Below are 16776 nucleotides of genomic sequence, written 5' to 3' on the forward strand. Positions count from 1 at the left end.
GAACTCAGTCTAGGACCGCGCCACGACACCGGCGGTCTCCCGCAGGTAGGAGTCCAGCAGGGCGAAGGTCGCCTCGGGCTGCTCGATGTGCGGCAGGTGACCGGCGTCCGCGATGACCTCGAACCGGCCGTCGCCGAACGCTTCGGCGTAGGCCGCGCCGTAGGCGGGAGTGACGATGCGGTCGCTTTCGCCCCACAGCACCAAGGTGGGCAGGGCGACCGACCGCAACCTGCGCAGCAGCTTCGGATCGTGCATGGAGGGGTCACCCGCGATCGCGCGCAGCGTGGCCATGTCGGCCTGTCTGCCCGCGAGCTGTTCCGGGGTGAGGCTCGCGGGGTCGACGTAGAAGCGTTGCGAGTCGTGCCAGGCGTACTCGGCCACGCCGTGGGCGTCCAGCGCGAAGAAGTCCCGGATCGGTTCGCCCTCGACGTGCACGCCGACCGCGTCGATCAGCACCAGGCCGGAAAGGACGCCCGCGGTGTCCCGCACGGCCATTTCGGCGGCGATCCAGCCGCCCACCGACGAACCGACCACCACGACGTCGCGCAGCCCCGCGTCGCGCAGGTACCCGAGGTAGGCGATGGCGAGGTCGTCGACGCCGGTCAGCCACGCGGGGCGGCCGGTGCCGCTCCAGCCGGGGTGGATCGGCGTGATCGTGCGCGTGGTGCGGGCGAGGTGCCCGGCGAGACCGGCGACGGTGGCCGGGCCCCCACCGCCGTGCAGGATCAGCGCGGGTCTGCCGGACCCGGCCTCGGAGATCGTGATGGCGAGGTCGTCCCCCAGGACGACGGTGTGTTCGGAAGTCATGCCGAACACTGTAACTAAGGATGTTTATTTAAACAAGCTTAGTTTTGGGCTAGACTCGGTCCGTGCACCACGAACTGCAGGAACTCGGCCGGGCGGTCAAGCAGGCGCAATACCGGCAACACCGGGCGGTGGACAGCGCCCTCGCGACGATCGGCACGACACTGGCCCAGTGGGACGCGCTGCGGGCGATCAGCCGCTCGCCCGGCGCGTCGGCCCGTTCGCTCGCCACGGCGACGTTCCAGAGCGAGCAGGCGTTCGGCACGCTCGCGGGAAGACTGCTGGCCCAGGACCTGATCGAGCGACGGCCGGGTCACGGCCGCCGGATCGAACACCACCTCACCCCGGCGGGCGAACAGGTCCTGAACGCCGGTCACGCGGTCGCCGACGCGGTACTCGCCGACTGCTACGCCGGTCTGTCCACAGTGGAACGCGCCGCCCTGCTCACCCTGCTTCGGCGCTTCACCGCCGACGAGGACACCTGAAATGCGACATAGTTCACGTCTGATTTGTCCGATTACCGGGGTCGCCCGCGCCGCCATGATGCGACGCATGACCGACAAGACGAACATCCCGGACTTCCCGATGCCCCGCGCGGCGGGCTGCCCGTTCGACCCCGCGCCGGAACTGACCACCGGCGCACCGATCTCCCGGGTACGGCTGTGGGACGGCAGCACGCCGTGGCTGGTGACCCGGTACGCGGACGTGCGCGCGCTGCTGGCCGATCCCCGGGTCGGCGTCGACGCGTCCCGGCCCGGCTTCCCGCACACCAACGCGGTGAGCCGGGCCCGCGACACGCGGATGAAGACGTTGATGCAGCTGGACGCGCCGGAGCACACGGCGCAGCGAAGGCTGCTGACCGCGGACTTCACGATCCGGCGGATGAACGCCCTGCGGCCGCGGATCCAGCGGATCGCCGACGAACTCGTGGACGACCTGCTCGCCGGGCCGCGGCCGGCGAACCTGGTGGAGGCGTTCGCGCTGCCGCTGCCGTCGCTGGTGATCTGCGCACTGCTCGGCGTGCCCTACGCCGACCGCGACTTCTTCCAGCGGGTGGCCCGCACGCTCGTGATGGACAAGCCCGACGCCGGGCGGGCCGTGGCCGCCAGCGAGGAACTGAACGCCTACCTCGAGGACCTGGTGACCGCCAAGGCCGCCGAACCGGGCGACGATCTGCTCAGCAGGCTGGCCGTCGAGCAGTTCCGGACCGGCGCGATGAGCCGGCGCGAGATCGCCGTGCTCGGCCAGTTGCTCATGGTGGCCGGGCACGACACCACCGCCGCCATGATCGCGCTCGGCGTCGCCGCGTTGTTCGCGCACCCGGAGCAGCTCCGCGCGGTCCGCGACGGCGGCCCCGACCTCGTCGCGAGCGCGGTCGAGGAACTGTTGCGCTACCTGTCGATCACCCACACCGAGGCCCGCCGCGTCGCGCGGGAGGACCTGGAGATCGGCGGCACGCTCATCCGCGCGGGCGAGGGCGTCATCGCGGTGAAGAGCACCGCGAACCGGGATCCCGCGGCCTTCACGGACCCGGACACCCTCGACGTCGGCCGCGCCACCCGGCATCACGTCGCCTTCGGTTACGGCTCGCACCAGTGCCTCGGCCAGGGACTGGCCAGAGTGGAACTCCAGGTCGCCTACCGCACGCTCTTCCGGCGGCTCCCCGCGCTGGCCCCGGCCGTCCCACCGGAACGCCTGGCGTACAAGGAGAACGCGATCTTCTACGGAGTGCGGGAGCTGCCCGTCACCTGGTGATCTCTTCACCGTGTGCGCGCTTTGCCGGTGGACGAGTTGCCCGGCGGGACCCGTGCGGTCATGGTGATACTGGTCCTTCGGCGATTCACCTGGGTCTGCGAGGACGCGACGGCATGACGGTTACCGGGCTTCACCCTGCGAATCGGGACGACGACGTGGCGGAAGCGCCCGAGGAGACCCGGGTCCCCGCGTGGGTGTGGTGTGGCGCGGCGGCGCTCTCCCTGGTCGCCGCCGCGTTCGTCATGTCCGTCGTGGTGCACTGGCTCGTACACGCCTGATCGCGTTACTCCCGGCACCCGTGTCCACAATGCACACGAAGGTCGGAACACCGCCGCGCCGGGCCTTCCGCGCGGGGCAGAATCGGCCCGTCAGAATTTTCGGCGCGCGGTGTCGTATCCGGCGACTCCCGTTCGACGCTCTGACGAGAGCAAGCCAGATCGACCAAGGAGTAACCATGCGCACCCTGATCGCCACCGCGTTCGTCTCGCTCGACGGCGTGGTCGAGGCCCCCGGCGGAGAGCCGGGCTACCGCAACGCGGGCTGGACCTTCAAGGACATCGAGTTCGACGGAGCCGCGTTCGAACTCAAGGGCCGCGAGCAGGGCGAAACCACCGCGATGCTGCTGGGCCGGGTCAGCTACGAGGCGTTTTCGCCGGTGTGGCCGGGCATGACCGAGGAGTTCGCCGGCTACAACGCGATGCCGAAGTACGTGGTGTCCACGACACTGAAGGACGAGGACCTGGTCTCCGGCTGGGGCGAGATCAGCATCCTGCGTTCGCTGGAGGACGTCGCCGCGCTCAAGGCGACCGAGGGCGGCCCGATCGGCATCCACGGCAGCGCGACCCTGCACCGCGCCCTGTCCGACGAGGGCCTGATCGATCGCTACCACCTACTGATGTTCCCGGTGCTGCTCGGGGCGGGCAAGCGGCTGTTCAGCGACAGCGACAAGGACAAGCAGAACCTCAAGCTCGTCGAGAGCGAGTCCTACTCCAACGGAATCCAGAAACTGGTCTACGACGTCATCCGCTGACCATCCTTCACGGCCCGGCAGAACATCGAGTGATCCGATCACTGGCACACGAGTTGAAGAGCGAAAACCCGTGCTTCCAGGGTGAATTCCCCACTGGTTCGCCAAGGATCCGGATCACCGTTGACACCGTTCCCGGCCCCTCCTACGTTCATCACCGGAAAGACATCGGATGTCCTGGCCGGGTGGCCCGCGTGGTCTCCCGGCTCCTCCGCCGACCGATGTGACCCCTGTCGATCCGCCGTCAGGAAGGACACACCGATGATGATCGACCCCGCGCGGCACCCCGGCGGAGTAACCAGGCGTACCGCCCTGCGCACGCTGGCCGTCTCCGCGCTCGCCACGCCGATCGTGCTCAGCCCCCTGGCCGCTGCGGCGCCCGCCCCGCTGTGGCACCCGGACCCGGCGAAGGACGGCACGAAGGCCTTCGAGGGCGTCGAAGCCGACCGCGGCCACCAGCACCCGGACCGCAGATACGTCTACGTCGAAGGCGACCACTACCGGTTCGACATCTGGGCTGATGACCGCGACACCACCGGTGGTGGCGACCGGCAGCGCACCGAGGTCAAGGGCATGGTGCAGAACGGCAGCGCGCTGAAGATGCGGGACGGCGAGAAGTGGACGATCTCCTACGAGATGTTCGTTCCGTCCACTTTGCACGGTACCAGTAAGTTCACGCACATCTTCCAGACCAAGACGCCCTCCACCAACGGCGGGCCGTGGGTCACCCTCGATCTCACCCGCGACGGCGGCCGGGAGCTGATCCAGGCCCGCGCGTACGCGAATCCCGGCTCCCCGTCCTTCGCCTCGGCCGCGCTGGACCCGTTGCGCGACAAGTGGATCACCGTGGAATGGACACTGACCCCCGGCGACAAGGGCGCGGCGGCCTGCGTCATCCGCGACGGCACCGGGCCGGACGCGCCGGTCGCCGCACGGGGCGGACGCACCGGCGTGAAGATGCCCGGCCAGGGCGACTACGTCCGGCCGAAATGGGGCATCTACCGCTCGGTCAAGAGCGCGAAGTCCGACATCCTCGACACCCATCTGCTCTTCCGCGACTTCCAGGCGAGCCGGGGTTAGCCACCCCGCCACAGTGTCCACTATGGATTTCCGGAGGCGTTCCTCCGGACGCACCACCACGCCGCGCTCCATCCGAAACCGTTCAATTCGAGGAGAAAGACATGGCTCGTCCCCTGACCAGGAGAGCAGGCGTGCTGTTCGCCGCGGGAATGGCCGGTGTGCTCGCCGCGGGCGGCGGCTACGCCGCGTCGGCCACCGGCCCCGCGCCGCGCACGCTGAGCGCGGCGTCCCCGGACCAGCTGACCGCGGCGCTGGCGCTGGCGCGGCCGGGTGACCGGGTCGAGGTGGCCGACGGTGCCTACGACGCCGGTCCGATCCGCGTCGGCCGCTCCGGCACCGCGGCCGCCCCGATCACGATCACCGCGGCCTCGCCGGGCCAGGCCCGTTTCACCGGCGCGGGCGGGCTGGACCTGACCGGCGCCTCCCATGTCGTGGTCCAGGGGTTCGTGTTCGCCAACGACGCGGGGCTGACCGTGCCGGGCGACGCCAAGGGTGACCGGGTGACCCGCAACGTGTTCCAGGGCAACCCCGGGAAGGCCGACCTGACCGTCAAGGCCGACGACACCGAGGTCGACCACAACACGTTCGAGAACCGGACCGAGGCAGGAGTGTTCCTCCAGGTCGTCGGACCGGGCGAGAAGGACATGGCGCAGCGGGTCCACGTGCACCACAACTACTTCTACAACCACCAGTTCAAGGGCACCAACGGCGGTGAGTCGATCCGCTTCGGGCTCTCCGGCAGGCAGCACGCCGACGCGCAGGGGAAGATCGAGTACAACCTGTTCGAGAAGGCCGACGGCGATTCCGAAGCGATCTCGGTGAAGTCGAGCCACAACGTGGTGCGGTACAACACCATCGTCAACAGCCGAGGCACGCTGTCCATGCGGCACGGGTGGAATTCGCGCGTCGAGGGCAACATCCTCATCGGCGGCACCACCGGCATCCGCTTCTTCGGCAACAACCACGTCGTCGTCAACAACGTCGTGACCGACACCGCGGGCACGGCGATGGAGTTCGGCGGCGGCGAGGTGCGCGACGACACCACCAGCGGCACCAACCACGACGCCGCCGACCACTGCCTGGTCGCCTTCAACACGCTGTCGGGCACTGGCGCGCTCATCTCCTACGGGAGCGGCAAGCCGTTCCCGCCCTCGGACGACACGCTCGCCGACAACATCCTGCTCGGCAAGGGCGCGGCCGCGGCGAAGGGCACCGGCACGTCGTCGCACTTCACCGGCAACATCCTGTTCGGCTCGCCCGCGGGCACCCTGCCTTCGGACGCGTACCGCACGGTCGACCCGAAGCTGGCGAAGGACGCGCACGGGCTGCCCCGACCGGCCGCCTCCAGCCCGGCGATCGGCAAGGCCACCGGATCGTTCCCGCAGGTCACGCTCGACATCGACCAGCAGGCCCGCCCCTCGGCGAAGGACGTCGGCGCCGACCAGTACGACAAGGCCACCCCGGCCCGGCCGCTGACGAAGGCCGACGTCGGGCCCGACGCGCCGTAGCAGCGGACACGTGGGCCGGGGCCGCCGTCGTGACGGCCCCGGCCCACGCCGTCCCGCCCGGGTTCCGGCGAAGCCGGTCCTCCGCGCCGCGAACGACGCGTAACGGACGTTGAGCATCCCGAACGGAGCGTTCGCGACGAGAGAAACCCGCGGGAAGCCCTGCACCAAATGAGTGAAAAAGCCACGGATTTACCACCCTATGGTGTGAATTAGCGCCCGTCGTGCGGTAAGGACGGAGCATGCGCCGCTTGGGGAGCAGCTTCGCGCTGTTGATGACACTGCTACTGGCCGCGAGCACCCTGGCCCCGGCCTCGGCCGCGCCGTCGGCCGAACGACGGCTGCTCACCGAGGGCATGGGGTCCTATCCCCGGCTCATCCGGCTGGCCCACGGCGGCCCGCTGCGCGACGGCCGGATCATCGCGGCGGTGACCAGCGAGGACGCCCGCGGCCGGTTCGCCCCGGTGTTCCAGAGCCTCGACGAGGGGCGCAGCTTCCAGCGGATCGGCGAGATCCGCGATCCCGAAGGCGCCGCCGGGATGTGCTGCGGCACGCTGTACGAGCTGCCGCGACGGGTCGGCGCGCTCCCCGAAGGCACCCTGCTCTGGGCGGCGAGCTACGGCCAGAACGCGGGTCCCGGGCGCCGGGTCGGGATCAAGATACTGGCCAGCGGTGACGGTGGCCGCTCATGGCGGTTCCTCGCCGAGGCGGCGCGTTCGCACAACCACGACGGCGTCTGGGAACCCGAGTTCACCGTGGACGCGGGCGGCACGCTCTGGCTGCACTTCGCCGACGAGACCGAGGCGCCGCGGTTCGCCCAGGTGCTCAACCGGGTCGCGTCCACCGACGGGGTGCACTGGGGCACGAAGCAGCGCACCATGGCGATCCCGCCGGACCGCGTCCGCCCCGGCATGCCGATCGTGCGGCGGCTGCCGGACGGCCGCTTCTACTTTGGCTACGAAATCTGCAATTTCGGCTCCCGATACTGCGATCCGTACTACAAGATCTCCGCTGACGGTGCGAACTTCGGCGACCCGGTCGCGCCGGGCGCTCAGATCGGTACCGCGAACGGTAATCACTTCGAGCACGCGCAGACGGTGACGCTGTTCCCCGGCGGGCCGAAGGGCACCCGCCTGCTGATGGTCGGCCAGATCTTCGTGGACGCCAAGGGGAATCCCCTGCCCGGCAACGGGAAAACCCTGCTGGCCAACGACAGTCTCGGCGAAGGACCGTGGTACGAGCTGCCCGCGCCGGTCGCGGTCGCCAAACCGGTCAACGACTGGTGTCCGAACTACAGCTCGACGCTGCTGCCGGTGGACGGTGGGAAGAACGTGCTGGAGATCGCGGCGGACTACGACAACGGGATCTGCCGCGCCTACTTCGCCAAGGGCCCCGCCGCCTGATTCCCGTTTCACGCCGCGTGCGCCCGCCTCACGCGTTAAGGTTTCACCAGATGTCACCTGAACGAGTGAGACACGGGCCACGGGGAGGCCACGATGCACGGTTCAGTCATCGGCCGCCGGACGATGTTCACCCTGGCCGGAGCGGCTGTCCTGGGAGTGCTCGGGACCGCTCGCCCGGCCTCGGCCGCCCAGGTGGTGACCGTCGGCGTCGGTGACCGGCCGGGCCCCGTCGCGGTGAACTCGGTGACCGGGAAGGTGTACGTCGCCAACTCCGCCGCCGGGACCGTTTCGGTGCTGGACGGCCGCGGCGTCGTCGCGACCGTGCGGGTCGGCGACGCGCCGGCCGGGGTGGCGGTGAACCAGGCCACGAACCGGGTGTACGTGGCCGGCCCGGCGGCGGGCACGGTCACCGTGCTCGACGGCGGGAACGACGGGGTGCTCGGCGTGGTCGGCGCGGGACCCGGCGCCTCCGCGCTGGCCGTGGACGAGGCGGCGAACCGGGTGTACGCGGGCAGCGCGACGAGCGGCTCGGTCGCGATCATCGACGGGGTCAGCAGCACCTTGATCGCCATCGTTCCCGGGCCCGGCAAGGGTTTTTCCGGGGTGAGCGTGGATCAGGGGCGGCACCTGGTGTACCTGGCCAGCCTGTACACCGACACCGTCGAGATCCTGGACACCGCGAGCGCGACCTTCACCGGGAGCGTCAAGGTCGGCAGGGGCCCGGCCGGCCTCGGCACGCATCCCGCGTCCGACCGGGTCTACGTCAGCAATTCCGGGATCCACCATCTGTCCATCGTGGACGGTGCGACCCGGGCCGAGCTGCCGCACGTGCTCCTGCGCAGCGAGGCGTCCTCGGTCGCGGTCCACCAGGCGACGAACACGGTATACACGAACGGCGGCCCGAACGGAGTCGTCAAGGTCGACGGCGCGCGCGGCCTGCTCACCGGGGAACTGTCGCTCGGCGTCAACCCCGGCGACGTCGCGGTCGACCAGCGCACCGGCACCGTCTACGTCACCGACCCGCTGCACGATCTCGTCGCGGTCATCACCGGCTTCTGAGCCCCCCGTTCCCTGGCTGCTCCGATGGTCCGTGAATGCCACATTGAGGGACTCTCACCAGGAGTGTCTGGGGCCGGGGTGTGCTGAAGGACGCCTTCGGTGCACTCAGCGCACTGAAGGCGTCCTTCAGCGCGGCCAACGCACTGAAAGCGTCCTTCAGCACCCGCGCACCCCACGCAAGGCCACCAGCATCACTCACCGCCCCAACACCCCGATCGGGACCCGGGCTTCGGCTCAGACGATGTCACGAATGCGACATTCGCGACGCTGAACGTCGACAATGCGACACTCGCGACACCAGCACACCCCAACCGCTGCCGTGAATGCCACATTGAAGGACTCTGATTCCCTCAATGTGGCATTCACGGACCTGCGGATCACTGGAGTCCACAGTGGACCTGAGCACGTCTCGGCGCGAGCATGGTTGCGCTTCGGGCTCGCACCGGCTATCCTGGCCTCACTCTCGTGGAAGTCGGCCGTCAGCCGCCCAGGGAGTCTCTCCGAACCGGAACCCTCTCTCAGGCCCGGTTCTCGTTCGCGGCCTCCGCTGAAGACGCCGCCCCACCACTGCTTTGGAGACCCACCATGTCTTTTCACGGAATCCTTGACCTGCAAGGAAAATCCTGGTTCGTCCGGGCCGGCTACGCCGCCGAGCCGGGCGACATCCCCCTGCCCGCCTCCGTCGTGCGCCGCTACGGGCTGCGCCGCGGCGACGAAGTCGAGGGCAGCACCACCGAAATCGACACCGTCAACGGTGCCGCCCCCGTCCCGGACCGCCCGGTCTTCGACCAGCTCGTCCCGGTGCACCCGCACGAACGGATCCTGCTCGAAACCGGGCCGCGACCGCTCACCACGCGGCTGATCGATCTCGTCGCCCCGATCGGCAAGGGCCAGCGCGCACTCGTGGTGTCCCCGCCCAAGGCGGGCAAAACCTCGGTGCTGCAAGCGATCGCGGACGGGGTCGCGCACAACGCCCCGGAATGTCACCTGATGGCGGTCCTCGCCGACGAACGCCCGGAGGAGGTCACCGACATGCGCCGCTCGATCCGCGGCGAAGTCGTCGCTTCTCCCTTCGACCAACCGCCCGCCCATCACATCGCGGTCACCGAACTGGCCGTCGAGCGGGCGAAAAGGCTTGTCGAGCAAGGAAAGGACGTCGTGCTGCTGCTCGACTCGCTCACCCGGCTCGGCCGTGCCTACAACCTCGCGGGCCGCCCCTCCGGCCGGATCCTCTCCGGCGGTGTCGACGCCTCGGCGCTGCACCCGCTCAAGCGGATCCTCGGCGCCGCCCGCACCATCGAGAGTGGCGGCTCGCTCACCATCATCGCCACCACGATGGTGGAAACCGGCTCCCTCGCCGACACGGTGTTCTTCGAGGAGCTCAAGAGCACCGGCAACTCGGAACTCCGGCTGGACCGCAAGCTCGCCGAACGCCGGATCTTCCCCGCCGTGGATCTCGCCGCTTCGAGCACCCGCCGCGAAGAACTGCTGATCCCGCCCGCCGAACTCGCCGTCCTCCACGGCGTGCGCCGCGCCCTGCTCGGCCGCGAAGGCCAGCACGCCACCGAACTCTTTCTCGAACAGCTCCGCAAAACCGGCTCGAACGCCGAATTCCTCCACCGCGCCTCCGCCTCCGTGCCCACCTCCCTGCCCCAAGCCGCCTGACGGCACACCGCCGCGAGGACCAGGGGCGCGGATCCGGGCGGAGCGGGAGCCGCTCCGCCGGAATCCGGTGCCGCTCAGAAGACCTCGGACAGTTTCCCGGTGGCGACGTCGAAAACGAAGCCGCGGACGGATTCCTTCCGGGGGATGAAGGGACTGGTGCGGATCCGGGCGAGGGACTGGCGGACGTCCTCGTCCAGATCGGTGAAGGCCTCCGACGCCCACCCGGGTTTCACGCCGACCTCCCGCTGGATCGAATTCCGGAAATCCTCGTCGGTGAAGGTGAGCATGCCGCAATCGGTGTGGTGGATGAGAATGATCTCCTCGGTACCGAGCAATCGCTGACTGATCGCGAGGGAGCGGATTTCGTCCTCGGTGACGACGCCACCCGCGTTGCGGATGACGTGTGCCTCGCCCTCCGCGAGGCCGAGGACCCCGTAGACGTTGAGGCGGGCGTCCATACAGGCGAGCACGGCGACGTGCTTGGCGGGCGGCAGGGGCAGCGGCCCGGTGAAGTTCGCGGCGTACTCGGCGTTGTTGGCAAGGAGTTCGTCGGTGACCGACATGATGATCCTTCCACGAGAAGAGTCGACGAGCCGAGTGGACCGCTCCGGCTACCGGCTCGCAATCGTGTCCACCAACTGGACGTCTCGCGGCTACCAGGCCACCGGCAGCGTTTCCGGGGAGCGCACGAGCGGGCGCGTCTTCCACACGACCTCACCGGCGGGGCGCAGCCGGGGCATCTTCGTCACCAGCGCGCCGAACGCCTCCTGTAGCTCCACCCTCGCCAGCTCGGCACCGGCGCAGTAACCCACGCCTTGGCCGAACGCGAAGCGCCGCAACAGTTCTTCCACGACGGCCGGGACCCGCGCGGGGTCGGCGCGCAGTTCGGCGAACCGGTCGGGGCGAGCCAGCAGCGCGTGGACGAAACCGGCGATCCGGGTCGCGGTCGTCTCGTGCCCACCGGCCAGGACGGCGAGGGCGACACTGGCCAGTTCCGGCTCGGAGAGCCGGTCGTGCCCGTCCCTCGCTTCGATCAGCGCGGTCAGCAGGTCGTCCGCCGGTGCGGTGCGGCGCTGGGTGATCAGGGTGGCGAGGTAGGCGCGCAGTTCCCCGATGCCCGCCTGAAACTCTTCGGCGGTCAGCGCGCTCGTGGACAGCACGACGTCGCTCCACACCCGCAGCAGCGGACGATCGCCCTCCGGAACGCCGAGCAGCTCACAGCCCACCACGACGGGAAACGGCAGCGCGAAGTTCTCCACCAGGTCGGCCGGGGCCCCACCGGCGATCATCTCGTCGAGCACGGCGCCCGCGAGCGCGCGCACCCTCGGCCGCAGCGCCTCGATCCGGCGCGCGGTGAACACCTTGGCCACCAGCGTGCGCAGCCGGGAGCCGTCCAGTGGCTCCCGGCAGGGTGGCGTGTCGCACGGATGACTGAGCGTGTCGGTAGTCGTCGTCATCGAGAAACCCCCTCGTCACTCGAAGCTTCCTCGAAGGTAAGGACGCTTTATGCGCAGCGTCAACGAAACCGGGAAACGCAGAGACGGACAGGTATCTCATTTGCCCGAACAGCCTTGCCCCGCACCGGAGTCCCCGCCACCCAAAGAGTCCTTTGTGGATGTTACGGCGTGAGGCCGCGGAGGATCACCGTCAGCTTGGCCAGCAACGTCTCCTCCAGCGAAGGCGACGCGGGCGTGTCCTGCCGGGCCCAGCGACCCAGCGCGCACAGATAGCTGTCGAAGATGACCTCGGCGGCCACCTCCGGATCCACCTCGGTGCCGAACTCACCGTTCCGCTGGCCGAGCCGGATGCTCGCGGCGAAGACCTCCGGCGGCCCTTCCCCGAACATCATGTCCATGCTGACCGGCAGCGTGACGGCGAGAGTGGCGCGAAGGTGCCGCTCCTCGGCGTTGAAACCGGCCAGCGCACTCAGGTACCCGGCCAGCTGCTCGGCGGCGGGCGCCTCCTGGAAGGCGGTTTCGTCCAGCAGCTGCCGCAGGCGTTCGCGCCGGTGCTCGACCCACGCGCGGACGAAGTCCTCCTTGCGCGGGAAGTAGTTGAACGCGGTCTGGCGCGCCACGTCGGCGCGCTGGGCGATCTCGTCGTAGGTCGTGGCGTCGAAACCCTGGGCGGCGAACAGCTCCAGCGCGGCGGTGAACAGGCGCTGCCGGGTCTGCCGCTTGCGGCGTTCGAGCCTGCCGGCGGGGGCCCGGTCGCCGGGCGTGGGTGTCGCGCTCACCCGCAAACCCTACCTCCCTCCGATCAGTTGTGGACTTGAGTCTATGTTTGTACTCTAATCCAAGAACGACGAAGCGGAGGAACGCCATGCCCATCCCGTATCGCACCGGTCTGCACCAGATCGCGCCCGCGACCTACGCCTATCTGCAACCGAACGGCTCCTGGGGCTGGAGCAACGCCGGCCTGGTCGTCGACGGCGACGAGGCGCTGCTCGTGGACACCCTGTTCACCGTCGCGCTGACCCGGCGGATGCTCGACGCCGTCGAGCAGGCCCTGCCCGGCGCGCGCATCCGCACCGTGGTCAACACCCACGGCGACGGCGATCACTGGTGGGGCAACCAGCTCCTGCCGGACGCGCGGATCGTCGCCTCCACCGCGGCCGCCGCGGAAATGCGCCACGCGGGCCCCCAGCCGATGCTGGCGGCGCTCGCCGCGGGCGGATCCGACCCCGGCGTGCGGGACCTCGTGGAGCTCTTCGCGCCGTTCGACTTCACCGACGTCACCCCGACCTACCCGGACGTCACCTTCGACGGGGAACTCGAACTGCGGGCGGGCTCCCGCACCGTGCGCCTGCTCGAAGTCGGTCCCGCGCACACCGAGGGCGACGTCCTCGTGCACGTCCCCGGCGACCGGGTGCTGTTCACCGGGGACATCCTGTTCGTCGGCGGCCATCCCGTCGTCCACAGTGGACCGGTCAGCGGCTGGATCCGCGCCTGTGACGTGATTCTCGGCCTGGACGTCGATCACATCGTCCCCGGGCACGGCCCGGTGGTCGGCAAGCCCGAGGTCGCCCGGTTCCGCGACTACCTGAACCGCCTGCGCGACCACGCCGTCGACACCCACCGGAAGGGACGCACCGCGCTGGAGGCCGCGCGGGAGTTCGACCACCGCGGCTTCGAGGACCTCGACGACCCCGGCAGGCTGGTGCTGAACATCGGCGCGGTCTACCGCGAGCTCAACGGCGACGGCACCCCGGCCGAACTGGAGCTGATGCCCCAGATGTCCGCGATCCGGCCGGAAGGGCGGTGACGGCGATGACCGTCCAGGACACCGCGCCCCGCATCGCCCCCGCGCCACCCGAGGAGGTCCGGCCGCTGCTGGGCGGGCTCCTGGGGCGACCGGGCACCCCCGACGGCCAGGACGGCCCGATGGCGGCGCATCTCGCCGCGCACCCCGTGCTCAACGTCCTCGCCACCATCGGCAACCATCCCGGCCTGCTGACCGGCCTCGCCCCGCTGCTCGAAGCGATCGGGACCGGGCTGCTCCCGGCCCGCGACCGCGAGCTGGTCGTCCTGCGCGTCGCCTGGCACACCAGGGCCCGCTACGAATGGGCACACCACGTGGTGATCGGCGCGGGCGCGGGACTGACCGAGCAGGAGATCTCCCGGATCCCCTCGGGCCCCGGCGCGCCCGGCTGGAGCGAGCACGACGCCGCGCTGCTCCGCGCCGTCGACGAGCTGAACGGGCCGTCGGCCGCGGTGTCCGAGGAGACCTGGGCGCGGCTGTCCGTCCGCTACGACCAGCGTCAGCTGCTGGAACTGCTGGCGTTGACCGGGACCTACACGCTGGTCGCCTACGTCCTCAACTCCTGCCGCGTCCGCGTCGACGACTGGCTCGGTGACCCGGCCGAGCTGCCCGCCGAGGGAAGTTCGGACATCGTTGGTTGACCCAGGCGCCCCGATCCGCACCGCTCGTCCGGCACTCCGCCCGCGCGTGACCACAATGGACTCACAGGTCGTCGTGGGAAAGGGAAGTGCCGGATGAGCGGGAACGCGCCGACGCACGGGGAACTCGCCTGGCTGGACGCGACGGCGCAGGCCGGGTTCGTCCGCCGGGGCGAGGTGACGCCACGGGAGCTGCTGGACGCGGCGATCGAGCGGATCGAAAAGCTCGACGGCGAGCTCAACGCCGTGGTCAGCACCCGGTTCGAGCGGGCCCGCGAGGAGGCGGCGGCGCCCGGGGACGGGCCGTTCCGCGGCGTTCCGATGCTGCTCAAGGACTTCCTCTGTCACACCGCGGGCGATCCGGTGCACGGTGGCCTGCGTGCCCTGCACGAGCGCGACTGGCGCGCACCGGCGGACTCCTACCTCGCCAAGCGGCTGCGGGACGCGGGATTCCTGTTCTGCGGCCGGACGAACACCCCGGAGCTGGCGACCAGCATCACCACCGAGCCGCTGCTGCACGGCGCGACGCGGAACCCGTGGGACCCGGCGCGCTCGCCCGGCGGATCCAGCGGGGGATCGGCCGCCGCGGTGGCCGCGGGCCTGGTCCCGGTCGCGCACGGCAACGACATGGCGGGCTCGATCCGGATCCCCGCGTCCGCCTGCGGGCTGGTCGGGCTGAAGCCGACCAGGGCGCGGACCAGCCTCGGGCCGCAGCTGGGCGAGCACTGGGCGCAGGTCACCCACGAGCACGTGCTGACCCGCTCGGTCCGCGACACCGCCGCCGTGCTCGACGTCACCGCGGGCGCGGCGCCCGGCGACCCCTACAGCGCGCCGCCGCCGTCCCGGCCCTTCCGCGCCGAGGTCGGCGCGGATCCCGGCCGCCTGCGCGTCGGTTTCCGCGTCACCGCACCGGGTACCGGCGAACTCGCCCATCCGGACTGTGTGGCCGCGGTGGAACGGACCGGCGCGCTGCTGGCCTCCCTCGGACATCACGTCGAGTCCACCGCGGCGGTCCCGCTGGACGCGCCGGGGATGTTCGACACCATGCCCGCCCTGCTGACCGCCGTGGTCGCCTGGGAGCTGGATGCCTGGTCGCACACGCTGGGCGAGGAAGTTCCTCTGTCCACTTTGGAGCCGATGAACGCGATGTTCGCGGAGGCGGGCCGCGCGGTCACCGCGACCCAGTGGCTGGCCGGGATGACCGCGGCGCAGCGCTGGTCCCGCGGCGTGGCCGCGCTCTGGGAGAACGAGCTGGACGTCCTGCTGGTCCCGACGATGCCCGCGCCGCCCGCCGAACTCGGCGAGCTGGCCCCGGACGCCGCGACACCGGAGGAGCTGGCCGCCGGTGTCGCCTGGCGGGCCGCCTTCACCGCGCCGTTCAACATCACCGGGCAGCCCGCGATCTCGCTGCCCCTGCACTGGAACGCCGAGGGCCTGCCCGTCGGCGTCCAGCTCGTCGCCGCCCAGAACCGCGAGGACGTGCTCATCCGTGTCGCCGCCCAGCTCGAACAGGCCGCGCCATGGGCGGGGCGCCGCCCACCGGTCGGCTGAACCGGGTGATCATGTCTCGAACGCTCCGTTCGGGACGTGCAACGTCCGCTACGGAGCGTTCGAGGCGGACACACGACCGCGCGGAAACGGCTCAGACGAGCAGGACCCGGCGCCCGCGGGTGTGCCCGGCCTGGATGTCGACGTGTGCCGCCACGGCGTCGGCCAGCGGGTACGCCTTCTCGACCGGGATGCGCAGCTTGCCCCGCGAGATGAGGTCGACGGCCTCGGCCAGCGCGTCCGGCACGCTCCCGGCCGCGCCGGAGAACCGGACACCGAGATCCGGCGCGCCGAGATCGGCGATGGAGACCACCTTTCGCGGGTCCCCGGTCAGCTCGACGAGTTCACGGACGACACCGGAGCCCGCCAGGTCGAGCGCCGCGTCGACCCGGCCGAGCCGACGCACCCGCTCCACCCAGCCCTCGCCGTACGTGGTGGCGAGGACGCCAAGGTCCCGCAGGTAGTCCTGGTTCGCGGCCCCGGCCGTGCCGATCACCGTGATGCCGCGCTCGCGGGCGATCTGCGACACCGCCGAGCCGACGCCGCCGGACGCGCCGCTGACCAGCAGCGTCTGCCCTGGCCGCACCCCGACCTCGCGGATGACGCGCAGCCCGGTCTCCACCACGGACGGATACCCGGCCGCCTCCTCGAACGACAGTCCCTCGGGCATCCGGGCCCATGCCGTCAGCACGGCGAACTCGGCGTAGGTGCTTATCCCCTCGCCGAACACGGCGTCGCCGGCCTCGATCCCCTCGACACCCGCGCCGACCTCGTCCACCACCCCGGCGGCGTCCAGGCCGAGCCCGGCGGGCAGTGCGGCCGGGCTCCCGCCGATGGCCTGGCCTTCCCGGATGCGCCAGTCGGCCGGATTCACCCCCGCCGCCCGCACCGCGATCCGGACCTGGCCCAGCCCCGCGTGGGGCTCTTCGGCGTCCACGAGCCGCAGGACCTCGGGGCCACCGAACTCGGCGAAGCTGATTTTCTTCATGCGATCCACCTCATAGTTTTGTTGATACAGAAGGGTTTGTGCG

Annotated in this window: 17 protein-coding genes; 12 read left to right on the top strand and 5 right to left on the bottom strand. The window is 70.5% G+C overall.

All coding sequences use genetic code 11. The annotated features are described in order from the left end of the window. Positions 1 to 9: 9 nt before the first annotated feature. Positions 10 to 807, bottom strand: coding sequence for an alpha/beta fold hydrolase (locus ABD987_RS10775; protein WP_345389994.1), 798 nt, complete (start codon positions 805 to 807; stop codon positions 10 to 12). A 62-nt stretch (positions 808 to 869) separates the two neighbouring features. Here ABD987_RS10775 and ABD987_RS10780 point away from each other — a divergent pair, with 62 nt between their 5' ends. The 9 genes from ABD987_RS10780 to rho all read left to right on the top strand — a co-directional run bounded on the left by ABD987_RS10780 (position 870) and on the right by rho (position 10298). Continuing rightward, positions 870 to 1289, top strand: a complete 420-nt coding sequence (locus tag ABD987_RS10780; RefSeq protein ID WP_345389997.1) for a MarR family winged helix-turn-helix transcriptional regulator — start codon at positions 870 to 872, stop codon at positions 1287 to 1289. 67 nt (positions 1290 to 1356) lie between these two features. Then, the gene (locus tag ABD987_RS10785; protein WP_345390000.1) at positions 1357 to 2559 is read left to right on the top strand and encodes a cytochrome P450; all 1203 of its coding nucleotides are present in this window, start codon (positions 1357 to 1359) and stop codon (positions 2557 to 2559) included. A 155-nt stretch (positions 2560 to 2714) separates the two neighbouring features. Further along, entirely contained in the window at positions 2715 to 2837 is a 123-nt protein-coding gene (locus ABD987_RS10790) for a hypothetical protein (RefSeq protein WP_345390003.1), read from the top strand. Positions 2838 to 3013: 176 nt separating this feature from the next. Beyond that, complete coding sequence (locus ABD987_RS10795) at positions 3014 to 3589, top strand: dihydrofolate reductase family protein (protein ID WP_345390006.1); 576 nt, start codon at positions 3014 to 3016, stop codon at positions 3587 to 3589. A 258-nt stretch (positions 3590 to 3847) separates the two neighbouring features. After that, the gene (locus tag ABD987_RS10800) at positions 3848 to 4666 is read left to right on the top strand and encodes a hypothetical protein (RefSeq protein WP_345390009.1); all 819 of its coding nucleotides are present in this window, start codon (positions 3848 to 3850) and stop codon (positions 4664 to 4666) included. Between the two features lie 101 nt (positions 4667 to 4767). After that, complete coding sequence (locus ABD987_RS10805) at positions 4768 to 6174, top strand: polysaccharide lyase 6 family protein (protein WP_345390012.1); 1407 nt, start codon at positions 4768 to 4770, stop codon at positions 6172 to 6174. Positions 6175 to 6413: 239 nt separating this feature from the next. After that, on the top strand, positions 6414 to 7574 hold the full coding sequence (locus ABD987_RS10810) for an exo-alpha-sialidase (RefSeq protein ID WP_345390015.1): 1161 nt from the start codon (positions 6414 to 6416) through the stop codon (positions 7572 to 7574). 93 nt (positions 7575 to 7667) lie between these two features. After that, positions 7668 to 8633: a YncE family protein gene (locus tag ABD987_RS10815; RefSeq protein WP_345390018.1), complete on the top strand. Its 966-nt coding sequence runs from the start codon at positions 7668 to 7670 to the stop codon at positions 8631 to 8633. Between the two features lie 585 nt (positions 8634 to 9218). After that, positions 9219 to 10298 carry a transcription termination factor Rho gene (rho, locus tag ABD987_RS10820; protein ID WP_345390021.1) on the top strand — a complete coding sequence of 360 codons (1080 nt, stop codon included), beginning with the start codon at positions 9219 to 9221 and terminating at the stop codon, positions 10296 to 10298. Positions 10299 to 10372: 74 nt separating this feature from the next. Here the strand turns inward: rho and ABD987_RS10825 are convergent, their stop codons facing one another. From ABD987_RS10825 to ABD987_RS10835, 3 genes are all read right to left on the bottom strand, one after another. Next, positions 10373 to 10861: a beta-class carbonic anhydrase gene (locus ABD987_RS10825; RefSeq protein WP_345390024.1), complete on the bottom strand. Its 489-nt coding sequence runs from the start codon at positions 10859 to 10861 to the stop codon at positions 10373 to 10375. A gap of 90 nt (positions 10862 to 10951) precedes the next feature. After that, complete coding sequence (locus ABD987_RS10830; protein ID WP_345390027.1) at positions 10952 to 11755, bottom strand: cytochrome P450; 804 nt, start codon at positions 11753 to 11755, stop codon at positions 10952 to 10954. 161 nt (positions 11756 to 11916) lie between these two features. Next, a complete protein-coding gene (locus tag ABD987_RS10835; RefSeq protein ID WP_345390030.1) occupies positions 11917 to 12534 on the bottom strand; it encodes a TetR/AcrR family transcriptional regulator in 618 nt (205 codons plus the stop codon). 86 nt (positions 12535 to 12620) lie between these two features. Here ABD987_RS10835 and ABD987_RS10840 point away from each other — a divergent pair, with 86 nt between their 5' ends. From ABD987_RS10840 to ABD987_RS10850, 3 genes are all read left to right on the top strand, one after another. After that, complete coding sequence (locus tag ABD987_RS10840) at positions 12621 to 13562, top strand: MBL fold metallo-hydrolase (protein ID WP_345390033.1); 942 nt, start codon at positions 12621 to 12623, stop codon at positions 13560 to 13562. Positions 13563 to 13567: 5 nt separating this feature from the next. After that, entirely contained in the window at positions 13568 to 14200 is a 633-nt protein-coding gene (locus tag ABD987_RS10845) for a carboxymuconolactone decarboxylase family protein (protein ID WP_345390036.1), read from the top strand. Between the two features lie 93 nt (positions 14201 to 14293). Further along, on the top strand, positions 14294 to 15748 hold the full coding sequence (locus ABD987_RS10850; RefSeq protein WP_345390039.1) for an amidase: 1455 nt from the start codon (positions 14294 to 14296) through the stop codon (positions 15746 to 15748). Positions 15749 to 15839: 91 nt separating this feature from the next. Here the strand turns inward: ABD987_RS10850 and ABD987_RS10855 are convergent, their stop codons facing one another. After that, on the bottom strand, positions 15840 to 16733 hold the full coding sequence (locus ABD987_RS10855) for an NADP-dependent oxidoreductase (protein WP_345390042.1): 894 nt from the start codon (positions 16731 to 16733) through the stop codon (positions 15840 to 15842). Positions 16734 to 16776: the final 43 nt, after the last annotated feature.

This window comes from Amycolatopsis samaneae (assembly GCF_039541975.1).
Taxonomy (GTDB): Bacteria; Actinomycetota; Actinomycetes; order Mycobacteriales; family Pseudonocardiaceae; genus Amycolatopsis; species Amycolatopsis samaneae.